Origin of the sequence: Providencia sp. PROV048 (assembly GCF_033688165.1) — a bacterium.
In the GTDB taxonomy this organism is placed as follows: domain Bacteria; phylum Pseudomonadota; class Gammaproteobacteria; order Enterobacterales; family Enterobacteriaceae; genus Providencia; species Providencia hangzhouensis.
Window position 1 is genome coordinate 2803509 of the sequence record NZ_CP096360.1, and the last position, 14581, is coordinate 2818089.

14 protein-coding genes and 2 pseudogenes are annotated in these 14581 nt (G+C 36.2%); 6 read left to right on the forward strand and 10 right to left on the reverse strand.

All coding sequences use genetic code 11. The features are described from left to right. Window positions 1-10: 10 nt before the first annotated feature. The 3 genes from fdnG to M1F26_RS12430 all read right to left on the reverse strand — a co-directional run bounded on the left by fdnG (window position 11) and on the right by M1F26_RS12430 (window position 4123). Complete coding sequence (gene fdnG, locus M1F26_RS12420; RefSeq protein ID WP_318837577.1) at window positions 11-3058, reverse strand: formate dehydrogenase-N subunit alpha; 3048 nt, start codon at window positions 3056-3058, stop codon at window positions 11-13. Between the two features lie 411 nt (window positions 3059-3469). Continuing rightward, complete coding sequence (locus M1F26_RS12425) at window positions 3470-3793, reverse strand: YnfA family protein (protein WP_004255956.1); 324 nt, start codon at window positions 3791-3793, stop codon at window positions 3470-3472. Between the two features lie 63 nt (window positions 3794-3856). Beyond that, on the reverse strand, window positions 3857-4123 hold the full coding sequence (locus tag M1F26_RS12430) for a DUF2798 domain-containing protein (RefSeq protein ID WP_140170743.1): 267 nt from the start codon (window positions 4121-4123) through the stop codon (window positions 3857-3859). 322 nt (window positions 4124-4445) lie between these two features. On the opposite strand from M1F26_RS12430, the pseudogene M1F26_RS12435 reads away from it, so the two are divergent. Then, window positions 4446-4574, forward strand: a pseudogene (locus tag M1F26_RS12435) (helix-turn-helix domain-containing protein); the annotation flags it as partial. Between the two features lie 84 nt (window positions 4575-4658). Beyond that, window positions 4659-5014 (forward strand): annotated as a pseudogene (locus M1F26_RS12440) (NAD(P)H-dependent oxidoreductase); the annotation flags it as partial. Window positions 5015-5127: 113 nt separating this feature from the next. Here M1F26_RS12440 and M1F26_RS12445 read toward each other — a convergent pair. Together M1F26_RS12445 and add are read right to left on the reverse strand one after the other, a co-directional pair. Continuing rightward, the gene (locus M1F26_RS12445; protein WP_004255970.1) at window positions 5128-5418 is read right to left on the reverse strand and encodes a putative quinol monooxygenase; all 291 of its coding nucleotides are present in this window, start codon (window positions 5416-5418) and stop codon (window positions 5128-5130) included. A gap of 311 nt (window positions 5419-5729) precedes the next feature. Beyond that, window positions 5730-6758 (reverse strand): adenosine deaminase, encoded by a 1029-nt coding sequence (gene add / locus M1F26_RS12450; protein ID WP_200129195.1) that lies wholly within the window; start codon window positions 6756-6758, stop codon window positions 5730-5732. A gap of 135 nt (window positions 6759-6893) precedes the next feature. Between add and M1F26_RS12455 the strand changes: the two genes are divergently transcribed. Then, complete coding sequence (locus M1F26_RS12455; protein ID WP_140170745.1) at window positions 6894-7562, forward strand: Crp/Fnr family transcriptional regulator; 669 nt, start codon at window positions 6894-6896, stop codon at window positions 7560-7562. Window positions 7563-7612: 50 nt separating this feature from the next. On the opposite strand, the gene M1F26_RS12460 is transcribed toward M1F26_RS12455, so the two are convergent. From M1F26_RS12460 to M1F26_RS12480, 5 genes are all read right to left on the reverse strand, one after another. Further along, window positions 7613-8041 (reverse strand): TOBE domain-containing protein, encoded by a 429-nt coding sequence (locus M1F26_RS12460; protein ID WP_004255976.1) that lies wholly within the window; start codon window positions 8039-8041, stop codon window positions 7613-7615. A 16-nt stretch (window positions 8042-8057) separates the two neighbouring features. Next, window positions 8058-8816, reverse strand: a complete 759-nt coding sequence (locus tag M1F26_RS12465) for a YnfC family lipoprotein (protein ID WP_140170746.1) — start codon at window positions 8814-8816, stop codon at window positions 8058-8060. 190 nt (window positions 8817-9006) lie between these two features. Next, on the reverse strand, window positions 9007-9900 hold the full coding sequence (locus M1F26_RS12470; protein WP_004255980.1) for a pirin family protein: 894 nt from the start codon (window positions 9898-9900) through the stop codon (window positions 9007-9009). Window positions 9901-9927: 27 nt separating this feature from the next. Continuing rightward, a complete protein-coding gene (locus M1F26_RS12475) occupies window positions 9928-10203 on the reverse strand; it encodes a GNAT family N-acetyltransferase (RefSeq protein ID WP_410482057.1) in 276 nt (91 codons plus the stop codon). 207 nt (window positions 10204-10410) lie between these two features. Beyond that, entirely contained in the window at window positions 10411-11094 is a 684-nt protein-coding gene (locus M1F26_RS12480) for a hypothetical protein (RefSeq protein WP_227528817.1), read from the reverse strand. A gap of 1045 nt (window positions 11095-12139) precedes the next feature. On the opposite strand from M1F26_RS12480, the gene tssB reads away from it, so the two are divergent. Genes tssB through tssE form a run of 3 tightly spaced genes read left to right on the forward strand, consistent with a single transcriptional unit; the run spans window position 12140 to window position 14576 of the window. Next, a complete protein-coding gene (gene tssB / locus M1F26_RS12485) occupies window positions 12140-12640 on the forward strand; it encodes a type VI secretion system contractile sheath small subunit (protein WP_004255987.1) in 501 nt (166 codons plus the stop codon). 20 nt (window positions 12641-12660) lie between these two features. After that, window positions 12661-14139 (forward strand): type VI secretion system contractile sheath large subunit, encoded by a 1479-nt coding sequence (gene tssC / locus M1F26_RS12490; protein WP_036957880.1) that lies wholly within the window; start codon window positions 12661-12663, stop codon window positions 14137-14139. Window positions 14140-14144: 5 nt separating this feature from the next. After that, the gene (gene tssE / locus M1F26_RS12495; protein ID WP_094960750.1) at window positions 14145-14576 is read left to right on the forward strand and encodes a type VI secretion system baseplate subunit TssE; all 432 of its coding nucleotides are present in this window, start codon (window positions 14145-14147) and stop codon (window positions 14574-14576) included. Window positions 14577-14581 lie beyond the last annotated feature (5 nt).

Sequence of the window (14581 nt, forward strand, 5' to 3'; positions counted from 1 at the left end):
GTTCCCTCCCTTACGCCTTCTCAATGTTAACTAAGAATGCCTTATACTCAGGTGTCTGAGAGTTAGCATCGCCGACAGACGGCGTTAACGTATTGGTGATAAACCCTTTTTGAGTCGCGCCTTCAAAGCCCCAGTGAATCGGTAGCCCAACAGTTTCAATTGGTTTTCCATCCACCATCAGCGCTTGTAATCGAGGAGTGACAACCGCAACTGCCTTGATAAAACCACGTTTACTGCTGACTTTGACCTTATCGCCTAACGCAATTCCTTTGGCTTTCGCTAGTGTTTCGCTGATTTCAACAAATTGCTCTGGCTGAGCAATCGCGTTCAAGCGAGCATGCTTGGTCCATGTGTGGAAATGCTCTGTTAGACGGTATGTGGTACCTACATAAGGGAAATCTTTGTGGTCGCCAAGACGTTTTTTGTCTTCATCAAAAATTCGCGCCGCTGGGTTAGAAACCACATTCGGGTGCAACGGGTTAGTGCCAAGTGGTGTTTCAAATGGCTCATAATGCTCAGGGAATGGCCCTTCTGCCATCTTATCGATAGCAAATAAACGACCTAAACCTTCTGGTTGCATGATGAATGGCCCTGTTCCCACTTCAGGTGCAGAAGCATTGAAGTCAGGGATATCATTACCGACCCATTTTTTACCATTCCACTCGATAAGCACGCGGTCTTTATTCCACGGTTTACCTTGGGTGTCACAAGAAGCACGGTTATAAATCACACGGCGGTTCAAAGGCCATGCCCATGCCCAACCTAATGTGTTACCGATACCGGATGGGTCGCTGTTATCACGATTAGCCATCTGGTTGCCTTTCTCGGTCCAGCTACCAGTGTAAATCCAGCAAGAAGATGCCGTTGAACCATCCGCACGTAATAAGGCAAATGAGCTGAGCAGCTCGCCTTTTTTCGCTTGTAAGTTACCGTCTGCATCATAGAGATCAACCAGTGCAACACCGTTGTTTTCTTTCGCCACTTCTTCTGATTCAGGATGGAATTGTTGTTTATAATTCCATTTCATTTGCATCAGAGGATCTTGGCCTTGGCCACCTTCTTTCTCATACAATTCCCGGATCTTATACAGAATACCGGTTAAGATTTGGCCATCGTTACGCGCTTCGCCTGGGGCATCTGCGGCTTGCCAGTGCCATTGTAACCAACGGCCTGAGTTGGCTATCGAACCATCTTCTTCTGCAAAACAAGTTGATGGTAAACGGAACACTTCGGTTTGAATCGAAGCCGTATCAACGTCATTCATCTCACCATGATTTTGCCAGAAGTTCGCTGTTTCAGTGACTAATGGGTCAACGACAATCAGGTATTTCAATTTACTGAGGCAGCTAACCACTTTATTCTTATCAGGGAATGAAGCCACAGGGTTAAACCCTTGACAGATATAACCCGTCACTTGGTCCTTGCTCATCATGTCAAAATACTTCATCACATCATAAGCTTGGTCCCATTTAGGCAACCAATCATAACCCCATTGGTTTTCTGCTTGTGCTGAATCCCCATAGAAAGACTTCATCAAACTCACGAAGAATTTAGGATAATTACTCCAAAAATTCACCTGATTTGGCAAGGTCGCTTTCGGTGTATTCGCAGTCAGGTAGCTATCAATGTTCTGATGTTTTTCAGAAGGTAATGTCAGGTAACCCGGTAAACTAGTTGATAGTAACCCTAAATCGGTTAAGCCCTGAATGTTCGAGTGCCCGCGTAACGCGTTCACTCCGCCGCCAGCAACCCCCATGTTACCTAGCAGTAACTGGATCATCGCCATAGTGCGAATATTTTGTGCGCCAACAGTATGTTGTGTCCAACCTAATGCATACAGGAAAGTCCCAGCTTTATCTGCTGCACTTGTTGTTGCTAAAATTTCACAGACTTTCAAGAAATCGGCTTTTGGCGTTCCACAAATTTGCTCAACGATATCAGGCGTATAGCGTGATACATGTTTGTGAAGTAAATTCCACACACAACGCGGATCTTGTAATGTGTCATCGCGTAATGCGTGACCATTTTCATCAAACTTATAGTTCCAGCTGGTTTTGTCATAACTACGCTTATCAGCGTCATAACCACTAAATAAGCCATCGTTAAAGTCAAAATCATCTCTAACAATCAATGACGCATTGGTATAGTTCTGAACATACTCAGCATTGATTTTTTGGTTTTCAATCAGGTACAGCAAAACGCCCGATAAAAAGGTAATATCGGTTCCTGAACGGATTGGCACATAATGGTCAGCAACTGATGCAGTACGCGTAAAACGCGGGTCTATGACAATCAGTGTGGCATCATTATTATTTTTCGCTTCAATTGCCCAGCGGAACCCAACAGGGTGTGCTTCCGCAGCATTACCGCCCATTACGACGACAACATCGGCATTTTTGATATCAACCCAGTGGTTGGTCATCGCACCGCGACCAAATGTTGGAGCAAGACTTGCTACCGTTGGTCCGTGTCAGACACGCGCTTGGTTATCAACTGCTAGCATTCCTAGCGATCTAGCGAATTTTTGCGTCAACATTCCCGTTTCGTTACTGGCAGCTGATGCACAAAGCATCCCTGTTGATAACCAACGGTTTACGGTTGTTCCTTCCGCATTTTTTTCAATGAAATTTGCATCGCGGTCATCTTTCATTAAGCGTGCAATGCGAGTGAAAGCATCATCCCAACTAATGCGTTCCCATTTATTAGAGCCTGGTGCTCTATATTCAGGATAACGTAAACGATTTTCGCTTTGGATATAATCGAGTAGGCCAGCCCCTTTAGGGCATAAAGCACCACGGTTTACCGGGTGGTCTGAGTCACCTTCGACATGGAATATCGCGGACTTAGCATTCATGGCGCCATCGCCCATGCTATATATTAGTAATCCACAACCGACAGAACAGTAAGTACAGGTATTACGCGTCTCTTTAGAACGAAGTAATTTATATTCACGTACATTAGCTATTGCCATTCCAGGCATAAAACCTAACGCAGCTACAGTTGTACCTGCCATCCCGCCAGCGCAGATTTTAAAAAACTTTCTGCGACTAACGTTCATTGCTACCTCTTTATATTTTTTGTATAAATCGGTGAGAGAATAGCAGCCTAATATGATTAGATATTGCCTAAAATCAATGAAAGTGAAAATAAAAGTTTAATTAATATTAACTGAGTAGTTAAACATCAATTAAAATTACTACCAATAGAGTATTTATTGTTAAATTGATTTGGATCAAATGTTACATTTTAAAAATTTAAGTTAAACATCATTTCAATTAACATTTCGTAAAAGAAAATAATGTTATTTCTTAGAAAAGAATAACCCTTGTATTTAATTTAAAATTTAACTATGGATTTAGTAATCATTTACTGAAATCCACATAAAGGAATAATTCTGTTGTCGGCTTAAATTCCACGTCACTTTAAAATAAATAATTAATTTTTTAAGGTGACGTGATAACACTGAATTCTATTTCCAACCACTAATAATGATACCGGCTCCGATCAGTACGACTAAAGCACCAACCCAGTCAGTCACGGTAAGAGAAACACCATCAACCACTTTTAGCCAAGCTAATGCCGTGACAATATAAATTCCACCATAAGTCGCATAAATTCGTCCGCTTGCCTCTGGGTGTAATGTGAGTAACCAGACAAATAGCATTAAACTTAAGGCTGCCGGGATCAATAGCCAAGCCCCACCTTGCTTTTTCATCCAAAGATAAGGAAAGTAACAGCCTGCAATTTCAGCCAACGCAGTGATAAAGAACAAACCAATAATTTTTATCGACATAGCAACCCATTCAAAATAATACCCATAAATTCACTATTATATTAGCAACTTTTATCAACACGGTTATGTGGTTTTCACTAACATCAATGAAATACGCCTTGCGATTGGTAAAACAAAAAATACGGTTGGGAAAGCTATCATCCAAGAAAGCATCCACGAGCTCAACCAGGATGAAAACACGTCACTCGTGAAGCCCAAGGCTCTTATGGTACTAATCAGCGAAACAATTCCACTCATGACAAGGGATAAAAAGAAAGGAACAAGAAAAATCATCGCTCGAGCAGGTAACTTTGGGATACCTAAAATATAATTACGGTCTCGATGTGGCATAAAAAAACTCCAAGGTTAACAGACACACAAAGCACATAACCTATGTGTGGCCAAAAGTTATATGCGTTGGCTAACGTAAACGCTTACGAGTCCTATGACCAATTCCTTCTTATTCTATAATTTGTAAGATTTTTGTCAAAATTTAACAAAATAGAAGCATTAAAAGTTCTTTTAAGAAAAGCGATAGATCAGACTCCAATATGATTAGGTTAAAAGCCTAATAAAACTCCATCTTTTAAAACTTTTAGTTTAAATTTTAATGCCTATCTTTGTTATTATAATAAACACCTTTTCTATCACCTTATTGGCTAACAAAATCATTATGAGAGCAACATCTGAAGAAGCCCGTGTATTTATTGAAGTGGTAGAACAAAAAAGTTTTAGTAAAGCGGCTGATAAACTTAATTTAGCAAATTTCGCGGTAAGCCGAATAGTCAAAAAACTGGAAGAATAACTGGATGTCAATTTAATTAACTGCACCACAAGGTAAATTGATCTAACTGCTGAGGAGAATGAGGTTAAAAAGTTTCTTTAGGCAGATGCGATTATTTACCAAATACCTGGCTGGTGGATGATGATGCCTTGGACGGTAACAAAATATATGGATGACGTTTATACTCTCCGTCACGGTCATTTATATGCAAATGATGGCCGTACCCGCCAAAATCCAAGCAAGCAATATGGTACCGGGGGCCTACTTCATGGAAAAAGTATATTCTTTCAGTGACTTGGAATGCCCCTATCGATGCATTTGATGAATTTGATAATTTTTTTGACGGTCGAGGTGTAGATGGTGTCTATTTTGCCTTTCATAAATCACAACAATTTCTCGGATTGAAAAAATTCCCAACCTTTATGGTTAACGACGTGATCAAAGAACCTAATATTTAAAAATATATCAATGATTATAAAATACATCTCACTGAAATTTTTAATTAATCCATATTCAAAAAGGAATACATTTGTATTCCATTTTATTATTATTTAGTAATCATTAATTAACATTATGCAATTTTACTTATTAATTTCACATCTAATGAATCGACTTTACCTTCTATCTTCTTAATAAAATCTTGCAAATGCTTTGTAACATTATGTTTATCTAATGACTCCTGATCCTTCCAAATTTCAAAGAAAATAAAAATATTTGGATTAGCATTATCTTGATGTAATTCATATTGAAGACAACCTTCATCCCTATTACTTGGCTCAACGATTGATTTAGTTGCTGCTTTCACAAATTCGACTTCATTATCTTTTGCAATTACTGTCGCAACAATTCTTATTTCTGGCATAAGCTCATCCTGTTATAAATAGATAACTTCAACTCATCTATTTATAACATAATTCTAAATTAGAATTTAATCTTTATTATTCTATAAATTAGAAAATATTTTTCTAATTTCAATTATATCACCATATTGCAAAAATAGTGTGAAATCAAAATATAATATGATTGGTTTTTAATTACATTATATTTTATCCTAAAAATGAGCATAGGGTAAATCTCAGTCAATCGTAATGTGGCAAATTTTAATTTATGCTCATTATTATCTGATACTAATCGGAGAAGGAAGATAAAGCCCTCCTTCTCTTTCATTCTACCCTATTGATTTAATACCCTTTTAATCAATAGGGCTTTTTTTTCTTCCTCAATAAAGCTTGCCTGTAATGCATTTATATTACACTCAGTAAAATCAGCAATACCCCAACCAAATATATCATGCAATAATTGGTATTCTTTATTTAATGTTACATTCGCCACTGTTCGCGCATCAGTATTTATATTTAATTTAACGCCCTGCTTCTTCAACTCATTAATAGGATGGTTTTCAATACTGTCAAAGACATTGCACACTAAATTGCAACTTGGACAAACTTCAAGTAATACATTTAACGCTTTGAGCTTTTTAATCGTATTTGAATTTTCAATACTTCTTACCCCATGTCCAATACGTGACACTTTTAATATATCCAATGTTTCAATCACACTTTCATAGCCTAAAGCCTCACCAGCATGTGCGATAACATTCCCTCCATGTTCCCTGACATACTTAAATGCCATTTCATGATTACCTAGTGAAAAACGGGCCTCATCTGCTGCTAAATCTAGTGCTACAACACCACGATATTGATACTCCACAACTAACTTTGCCGTTTCAAGACTTTGAGAGGCAGTAAAATGCCTCAAGGTACACAAAATCAAGCCCGCTTCTATTTCATACTTTTTAACTGCTGAATTAATCGCATCTAATGTTATATCAACAACTTCTCGGCTTGAAAGGCCTTGCTGAGTATGTAATAAAGGAGCAAACCGAATTTCGGCATAAATCACATTATCCATTTTGAATTGCTCAAACAAATCATCAACAGCCAGCACAATTGCAGATTTTGTCTGTAATATATTAAGTTGCGGTTCAATACAACGTAGAAAATCGCCAAGATCCTCGCATCTCGTTGGCGCAATAAAACCTTGTTTGAATTCATTAAACGTGAGTGTCGGAATAGCTTGTTTAACATAAGAAAAACTTAAACACGTATCTAAATGCACATGTAGTTCCACTTTTGGCATAGCATTAATTGCTGTTTTTATACTTTGAGTAAATCCGCTTAAAGGTTTTAAAGACGCTTTCATGTTAGTATCCTGCGAGTTATTTTTGAATAAGCTTGCAGGATTATTGCCATTTTAAAAAGGACATATGTCCTTTATTGCACACACCAATTTATGTCATACTGTTATCCGAAAAGACCCATACTAAGAGAATAAATAGTGAAAAAAATTACCTCTTCTGAAAAAATTGAAGAATATTTTACTCTCTATCAGCTTGATAAAATTCTATCTGAGGAAACAATAAAGTCTGCAAAACTGCTTAAAATAGATACGTCTGAATACTTAATATCACAAAATGACAAAATTAATTTTATTTACTTTCTTGTTGCGGGAAAACTACAGGTTGAACGTTATGAAATAAACGGTGAACATGTTATTTTTTCATTTGAAAATGCCTTTTCAGTTATTGGTGATTTAGAGTTATTTCAGAATAATGACAGTAAAAAAAACCGTATCTATAGTACAATACAGGCAATTACTGAGTGTTATTTACTGGCATTTCCGTTACAGGTTATTCAGAAAAAAGAGCTTAACTCCCCTATTTTTTTACAGTTTATCTGTCAACATCTTAGCAAAAAGCTTTTTAATGCATCACAGCTACACTCTTCCTCTTCATTCTCTGCTGAATATAAATTGAGGCGCTATTTAATTTTTGCCGAAAGCCAGTATGGTTCTGAATTTAAATTGGAAAATCGCGATTCATTAGCTGCTATGCTTGGTATATCTGTCAGGCAATTAAACCGTATACTAGTGAAATTAATTGAAAGAAAGCTTATTGAACTTAAAGGTAAACACATTAAAATTATTGACCTAGAAAGCGCGTCATGATTACAAACGAATTACAAAAGGCTGCCATGACAGCCCTTCAATATTTTGCACTACTTCTTAGTTGCTAAAATAACACTAGAAGCTTTGATAATCGCAGTCACTTTACTTTTAACATTTAACCCCAACTCTACGGTACTATTATTTGTCACCACCGCAGATAACAAAGTTCCTGCAGTGGTTTTTAAATTTACCACAGAATTAACGCTTCCTTTTTCAATGGATTCAATTACACCATTAAATTGATTACGAGCAGAGAAATTATACTCCTCAGCGTTAGATACTAATACAACCCAAGGCGCTTTTATTACTGCTGTCGCCAGTTTGCCTTTTTCTAAACCGAGTTGTTTAGTACTATTTTTGGTAATCACTGCCGCAATGCTTTCACCATGACCTAAATCGAGTATAACTTCATCATTTACCGCTCCCATTACAATTGAATCAACAACACCTGACAATTGGTTTCTTGCAGAAATAGCCATTGAATATCTCCTATACTTAATAAAAGTCGACTTCAGTAGTACTGTTTTTTAGTAGTTTAATCTCATTGCCATTCGAATTAAGACTTAAAATAAAGTCACATTTATAGGCAATATTCTTAGCGTTATAATCACACTTAGAATTGACGAGTAATATTGTTTGCCCCAACGCGCGTATGTCCATCATGTGATCAAACGGCTTACTCATATCCTTCCCATAAGTTACTATAGCCTCTGATATGATTGCATTATCTTTAAAATATTTTATCGTTGTTGGAAGTTTAAATTCATTATAATCATTTTTGCTATATTGTTTTTTCGTGTCAGCAAGCAGTGAACCAGCAATAATGCCATCTTGGTTATATTGGTAGATTAATTCACCATTCGAATCTTTTTTAGATATTATTTGACAGTTATCACCTATCACCATTTCGACTGGCCCACTAACATCTCGACCAATCAATTTATTTTTAACTCGCTTTACAAAAAGATAGTTATGAGCACCATTTAAATACTCATCTTTCTTTTGATCAAAAGTAAAACTTTCCACACAACCATCATGACCAATTTTTAACATTGATTCATAATTAATTGACTTATCCTCATTATAAACAACTGATTTTATTTGCTTAACAGTACCTCTAACAGGATTGAAATCATAAAGCTGAGCCAGATTAAACACCACTGGGTTATATTGCTGTTCTTGAAACGCTAATGATGCAAAAGAAACAGGGAATAAACTTAAATAAATGATTCCCAATAGGTATTTTTTACTCATTTTTATCGTCTACCTCTAACGGCTACGGCTTGTTTTGACTTAAAAATAGCCTTTTGTATACATATTATCAGTTTTTCGATAAAAGTCAGGTTATGAGCTCATAAACTTAGTACTAAAAACGAGCCTTAGATTAAATTTAAAACCATTCTCGGTTTGCTTAAAATAATAACAAGGAAGTTACTTAAATTGATTATGGCATAATTGGAGCCGGTGTAGGGTTGCGTTCATCATTAAAAACACGGCCAAAACGTGGGTTTCCTTGGTTCCATTCCTCAACAGCAGCATGAATATCCGCTTTAGTTCGACCAATAAAATTCCACCACATTAGTACAGATTCATTTAAAGGCTCACCACCGAGCAATAAAATATGGCTATCTGAAACTAGCTCTACAGAAATTTCAGTGATACTTTTGCCTAAATAAATTAATTCATTACTATTCACTTGCTGCCCTTCAATAACGGCACTTCCATTTATGACAAAAATACCGTATTCAAATTCAGAGCATAACGTTAAAACTTGTCGAGCGGTTTTCTTCGCAATAATATCGAGCCCAACCAAAGGGGAAAATGTCAGTGTTGGTGCTTTATAAGTACCATATTCCCCAACTAATAAGTTGAAATGCACTTCTCCTTCAGCCCATCGAGGTAGCGTAGGATAATGGTCAAAACGTGGAGAAATATCTTTAACTGCTTCCGGTAAAGCAATCCACAGTTGTACAGCATGTAATTGGCGACTTTCTCCGTAGGTATCTTCGGAATGGCTGATCCCATAACCTGCCGTCATTAAATTGACCTGTCCTGGCCGAATAACCTGTTCATAACCAAGACTATCTCGATGTAATACTTCACCTTCAATCATCCAAGTGAATGTTTGTAAAGCGGTATGAGGGTGAGGTGATACCTTCATTCCCTCTGAATCCCCTTTAAAAACCGTAGGTCCAGCATGGTCAAGAAAGCACCAAGCACCTATTAATCTACGTTCTCTTGTCGGTAAAACTCGTGCAACAGGAAGCCCACCAACATCTTTCGAGCGTGCTGTAATCAACTGTAAATTAAGTATTTTATCATTATTTTGAATACTCATGCTGACCTCATCAGTAATTAGCAAATATTATTGGCGGATATCATTGTATTCAGGTGTTCTATCGAATATTGCTTTTGCAAAAGGGCATAACGGAATAATTTTTCGTCCCTCCTCTCTTATTCGCTCAACAACCTTAGCAACTAGTAACTTTGCAATGCCTTGTCCTTTTAAGCTTTCATCAACCACCGTATGGTCAATAATCACCAGATCATCGCCAGTATAAACAAAGGTTATCTCAGCAATGCGAGTTTGCTTGTCATCAGATAAAATAAAAAAGCTATGGTGATCAGATGGGATATTCATCATAAATAACGCCCTCTAAATTAAATCAATTTAACTTAGAGTATGTGACGTATGCTAAAAAGACAATATTCTACAATTGTCGATGTGATCCAAATATTTTGAAGTTAGAATGTGGATAAAAGGAGAAAAAATGTTGCGACAGCGCTTAACTAGAGATTAAATTTAGTTTAACGCTGTTTTTCAATTGGTTGATTAATGTTCAGCACATTAATTTTCAGAAAAATTACTTATCACTGTATAGGTTAATGAGTTTTCTGAACTATCGATAACTTTTAATTTTACATTTCGATAAGAAATAATATCGCTATTCTTGAGGTTATACTGAATAGTATCGCCAAACCCTTGATTCTCAATATTCGAACCTATTTTCTGATAACTAACATCAACAACATGGCCATCTATCCCATTGAAAATTAAGGCTTCTTCAAATGAGTTACCATCAGTATTATTTAGTTTTACTTGTTCGATTTGTGCTTTATCACTACAAACAGCAACATTAACATCTGTTACGATACAAATCTCATTAGGAGTAGAGTCTTTTTTAATTAAAAGTGAATTCCAAGGCTGCCCTAAAACCTCAACAACGACCGAACCAGAGTCAACTATTTGGTCTGGCATATAAAAATCGCCTTTATCACTTGACCCCACTTTTTTGAATACACCTGGAATAATTTTGTAAGCCAAATCTATCTGCACAGGGTTTAATATTTTAATTCCGTCTATTTCGCTAATGTTGCCTTCTCTTACTAAGGGTTGCCCTACTGTAATATGGTTCACCTGACCTATTCGGGGTTCACTAATTTTCTGTGATTCAGGAACATAGTTATACTCAGTCACTGCACATCCAGATAAAGAAACAATACAAAAAACTGGAACTAATAATTTATTCATCTTGATAAAATCCATGGCATTAAGATATTAAATATTATCTTTATAAAACAATTTCAACAAGTTACTACTTATGTTCCTGCCAGCTAATAGATAGGAAACCTTCGGCTTATCATTCACTTTGAAATTTTTCCATTTTAATGAAGCCAACAACTACAATAATAGAACTGATACATTGCCCACAAATGATTATGATAATCATTTGTGATAATAAATTTACCTTAAGGCGTTAAAAGAAAAAGAGTTATTGAATTTATAGTCTAGGCTCTTCCGTTGGCTGAATAGGGTTTGTTACAAATAATAAAATATTTATTTTTATAACTTGTTGAAATTTTTCTTTTACCTCATAGAGTTTCCCTATTATCCTAATTTATGTGATTTACAATTTCATTTCTTACTCAATCAAGAGGTAATTATGACTTCATCATGTCAACATTAATACTTCCGTTCATTTTCAAACTTTTCATATAAAAACATAAGATGATCCCCCTATAAATTTCATATTAATTTTGTAAAAAAATAAATCTCATTTCTCTTTAATAAAATTAAATAGATAATCAAATTAAATTATGTAAGAAAAATATATGAATATGTTACATGCTGTAAAAAATTGATTTACATCACAGACTTTTCATACTTAATTTTCTTGAACAAGATTTATCTAGCGTGCAAAAATACTTATACTTGTCATTATTATGATAAAAAAATCGCCATATACACTATGAATACGCATTATTAGATTATGAGTAAAATTTTCAACTAAAATACCCCATGAAAATAGAATACATTTCAAACTAAATATCACGAAATTATATTCAAATAACAATTTACATGTTGATCCTAAGTTAAATTTGTATATTATTAACAAACTAAAAAATACAACATAAAAATTTGATAGTTTAAACACCTTTCTGGAAAAAAAATTCTTAACATAGAATCTGTTCTGTGTAGGGAACTGTATGCTCTAAATTTATTATTAATTTTTAATTTAGGCATTTGAATTTATGGAATGAAGTTATCGTATACTCATACAAGGAGATTCACTTAAATGAGTAAGAAAAATCTCGGTAGTGTTGCCCCTAAAGAAAGAATTAATATCAAATATACACCTAATACAGGTGGAGCTCAGGCTGAAGTTGAACTTCCTTTAAATATGCTGATTGTGGGTGATATGACAGGTAAAACTGAAGATACCCCAATAGAAGAACGAAAAGCAATTTCAATTAATCAAAACAATTTCAATTCAGTTATGGAAAGTGCAGGTATTAATTTAAATATCAACGTCCGTAATACACTTGAAAACACCAATGATTCTGAGCTTAATGTCAATCTAGATGTAAAATCTCTGCAAGATTTTTCACCCGATAATATTGCTCGCCAAGTTCCTGAGTTAAACAAACTTCTTGAATTACGAGAAGCTTTAGTTGCATTAAAAGGTCCTCTAGGCAATGTCCCTGCTTTTAGAAAGCGTCTTCAAGAATTACTTGAAAATAAAGAAACACGCGAACAACTTCTAAAAGAACTCGATATTGCCGCTAATCAAAAATAATGTTTATAGAGGATTATTTCATGTCACTAAATACAGAAGCTCTAGGCCAACAAGCCCCAGCATCTAACGGCTCTCTTTTAGATGAAATCATGGCTCAGTCACGTATGTCACCTGAGACTGAAGCGTATGATATTGCAAAGCAAGGCGTTGCAGCTTTCATTAGTAATCTTTTCGCAAATGAATCAGAAGACCAACAAATCAATAGATTATTAATTGATAAAATGCTGGTTGAGCTTGATAACAAACTAAGCGCCCAAGTTGATGAAATTATTCACGCGCCTAAATTTCAAGAAATTGAAGCATCATGGCGCTCCCTGAAATTACTCGTTGACCGTACTGATTTTAGAGAAAATATCAAAATCAATATTCTTCATGCAACAAAAGAAGAGTTATTAGAAGATTTTGAATTTTCTCCTGAAATTGTTCAGTCTGGTTTTTATCAGCACGTTTATTCTTCAGGTTATGGACAATTTGGCGGCGAGCCAGTTGCAGCAATTGTTGGGAACTATGCATTTAACAACACAGCGCCTGATATGAAGTTAATGCAATATGTCAGCACTGTCGGAGCGATGGCACATGCGCCATTCTTATCATCTGTTTCCCCTAATTTCTTCGGCATTAATAGTTATGCTGAATTACCTGCGATTAAAGATCTTAAATCTGTCTTCGAAGGCCCTGCACATACGAAGTGGCGCTCTCTGAGAGAAGCAGAGGATTCGCGTTACTTAGGATTAACCGCACCACGTTTCTTATTACGCTTACCATACTCCCCAACAGAAAACCCAGTGAAAATGTTTAACTATTCCGAAAATGTTAAACAAGACCATGAGCACTACTTATGGGGTAATACCGCATTCTTACTCGCAAGCTGTATCAATGATAGTTTTGCACAATACCGTTGGTGCCCAAATATTATTGGCCCACAAAGTGGCGGTACCGTCAATGACCTCCCTGTACACATGTTCGAAGCGATGGGTGAATTACAAACTAAAATACCAACTGAAGTTTTAGTTACTGATCGTAGAGAATTTGAACTGGCAGAAGAAGGCTTTATTACCCTAACAATGCGTAAAGGTAGTGATAACGCGGCATTCTTCTCTGCAAACTCAGTTCAAAAAGCCAAAACCTTCCCAAATACCCCAGAGGGTAAAATGGCAGAAACTAACTATAAGTTAGGAACACAACTGCCATACATGTTTATTATCAACCGATTAGCTCATTACATTAAAGTGCTACAACGTGAGCAAATTGGCTCTTGGAAAGAGCGCCAAGACCTTGAGCGTGAACTGAATATCTGGCTTAAACAATATGTTGCGGACCAAGAAAACCCGCCAGCAGATGTTCGTAGTAAACGCCCTCTTCGTTCAGCTGAAATTAAAGTGCTTGATGTTGAAGGTGATCCAGGTTGGTATCAAGTCGCAATTCAAGTTCGTCCACACTTCAAATATATGGGCGCAAACTTTGAATTATCACTTGTTGGTCGCCTTGATAAAGAGTAACAGTGATGTCATTCAATCATGGCTGGTCCCCTAACAGCGGAGCCAGCTTATTCGATCGAATTAAGAGGAAAAATGCGAGTTTTTCCTCTCGTTCACGCACAAATACACTCATTGAATCAATTAAACAAAATTTAAATTATGTCCTGAATAGTCGGCCGAATGGTTGCCAAGGCTCACCATGTCTAGGGATACCTGATTTAAATGATGCGACTCAATCTGCGGTTGATTTTAAAACCGAATTAGAGAATAGCATTGCAAGTTGCATCCTCACTTATGAACCTAGGATCACAAGTGTTGATGTGCAATTCATTGAAAATGATGCAGATAGTTTATCTTTACAATTCAGTATTAATGCTTGTATTGACTTAGATAATCAACAGCAACTCATTGAGTTTAATATGTATTTGGATAGTAATCGTAGATATCAGTTAAAGTAGCACTC

Bases quoted from the DNA above. Each gene is read 5' to 3' on its own strand.
- tssE (WP_094960750.1), top strand. From the start codon at position 14,145: ATGTCATTCAATCATGGCTGGTCCCCTAACAGCGGAGCCAGCTTATTC.
- tssC (WP_036957880.1), top strand. From the start codon at position 12,661: ATGTCACTAAATACAGAAGCTCTAGGCCAACAAGCCCCAGCATCTAAC.
- M1F26_RS12445 (WP_004255970.1), bottom strand. From the start codon at position 5,418: ATGCCAGAAATAAGAATTGTTGCGACAGTAATTGCAAAAGATAATGAA.
- tssB (WP_004255987.1), top strand. From the start codon at position 12,140: ATGAGTAAGAAAAATCTCGGTAGTGTTGCCCCTAAAGAAAGAATTAAT.
- M1F26_RS12475 (WP_410482057.1), bottom strand. From the start codon at position 10,203: ATGAATATCCCATCTGATCACCATAGCTTTTTTATTTTATCTGATGAC.
- M1F26_RS12465 (WP_140170746.1), bottom strand. From the start codon at position 8,816: ATGAGTAAAAAATACCTATTGGGAATCATTTATTTAAGTTTATTCCCT.
- M1F26_RS12480 (WP_227528817.1), bottom strand. From the start codon at position 11,094: ATGAATAAATTATTAGTTCCAGTTTTTTGTATTGTTTCTTTATCTGGA.
- M1F26_RS12430 (WP_140170743.1), bottom strand. From the start codon at position 4,123: ATGCCACATCGAGACCGTAATTATATTTTAGGTATCCCAAAGTTACCT.
- M1F26_RS12425 (WP_004255956.1), bottom strand. From the start codon at position 3,793: ATGTCGATAAAAATTATTGGTTTGTTCTTTATCACTGCGTTGGCTGAA.
- M1F26_RS12460 (WP_004255976.1), bottom strand. From the start codon at position 8,041: ATGGCTATTTCTGCAAGAAACCAATTGTCAGGTGTTGTTGATTCAATT.
- add (WP_200129195.1), bottom strand. From the start codon at position 6,758: ATGAAAGCGTCTTTAAAACCTTTAAGCGGATTTACTCAAAGTATAAAA.
- M1F26_RS12470 (WP_004255980.1), bottom strand. From the start codon at position 9,900: ATGAGTATTCAAAATAATGATAAAATACTTAATTTACAGTTGATTACA.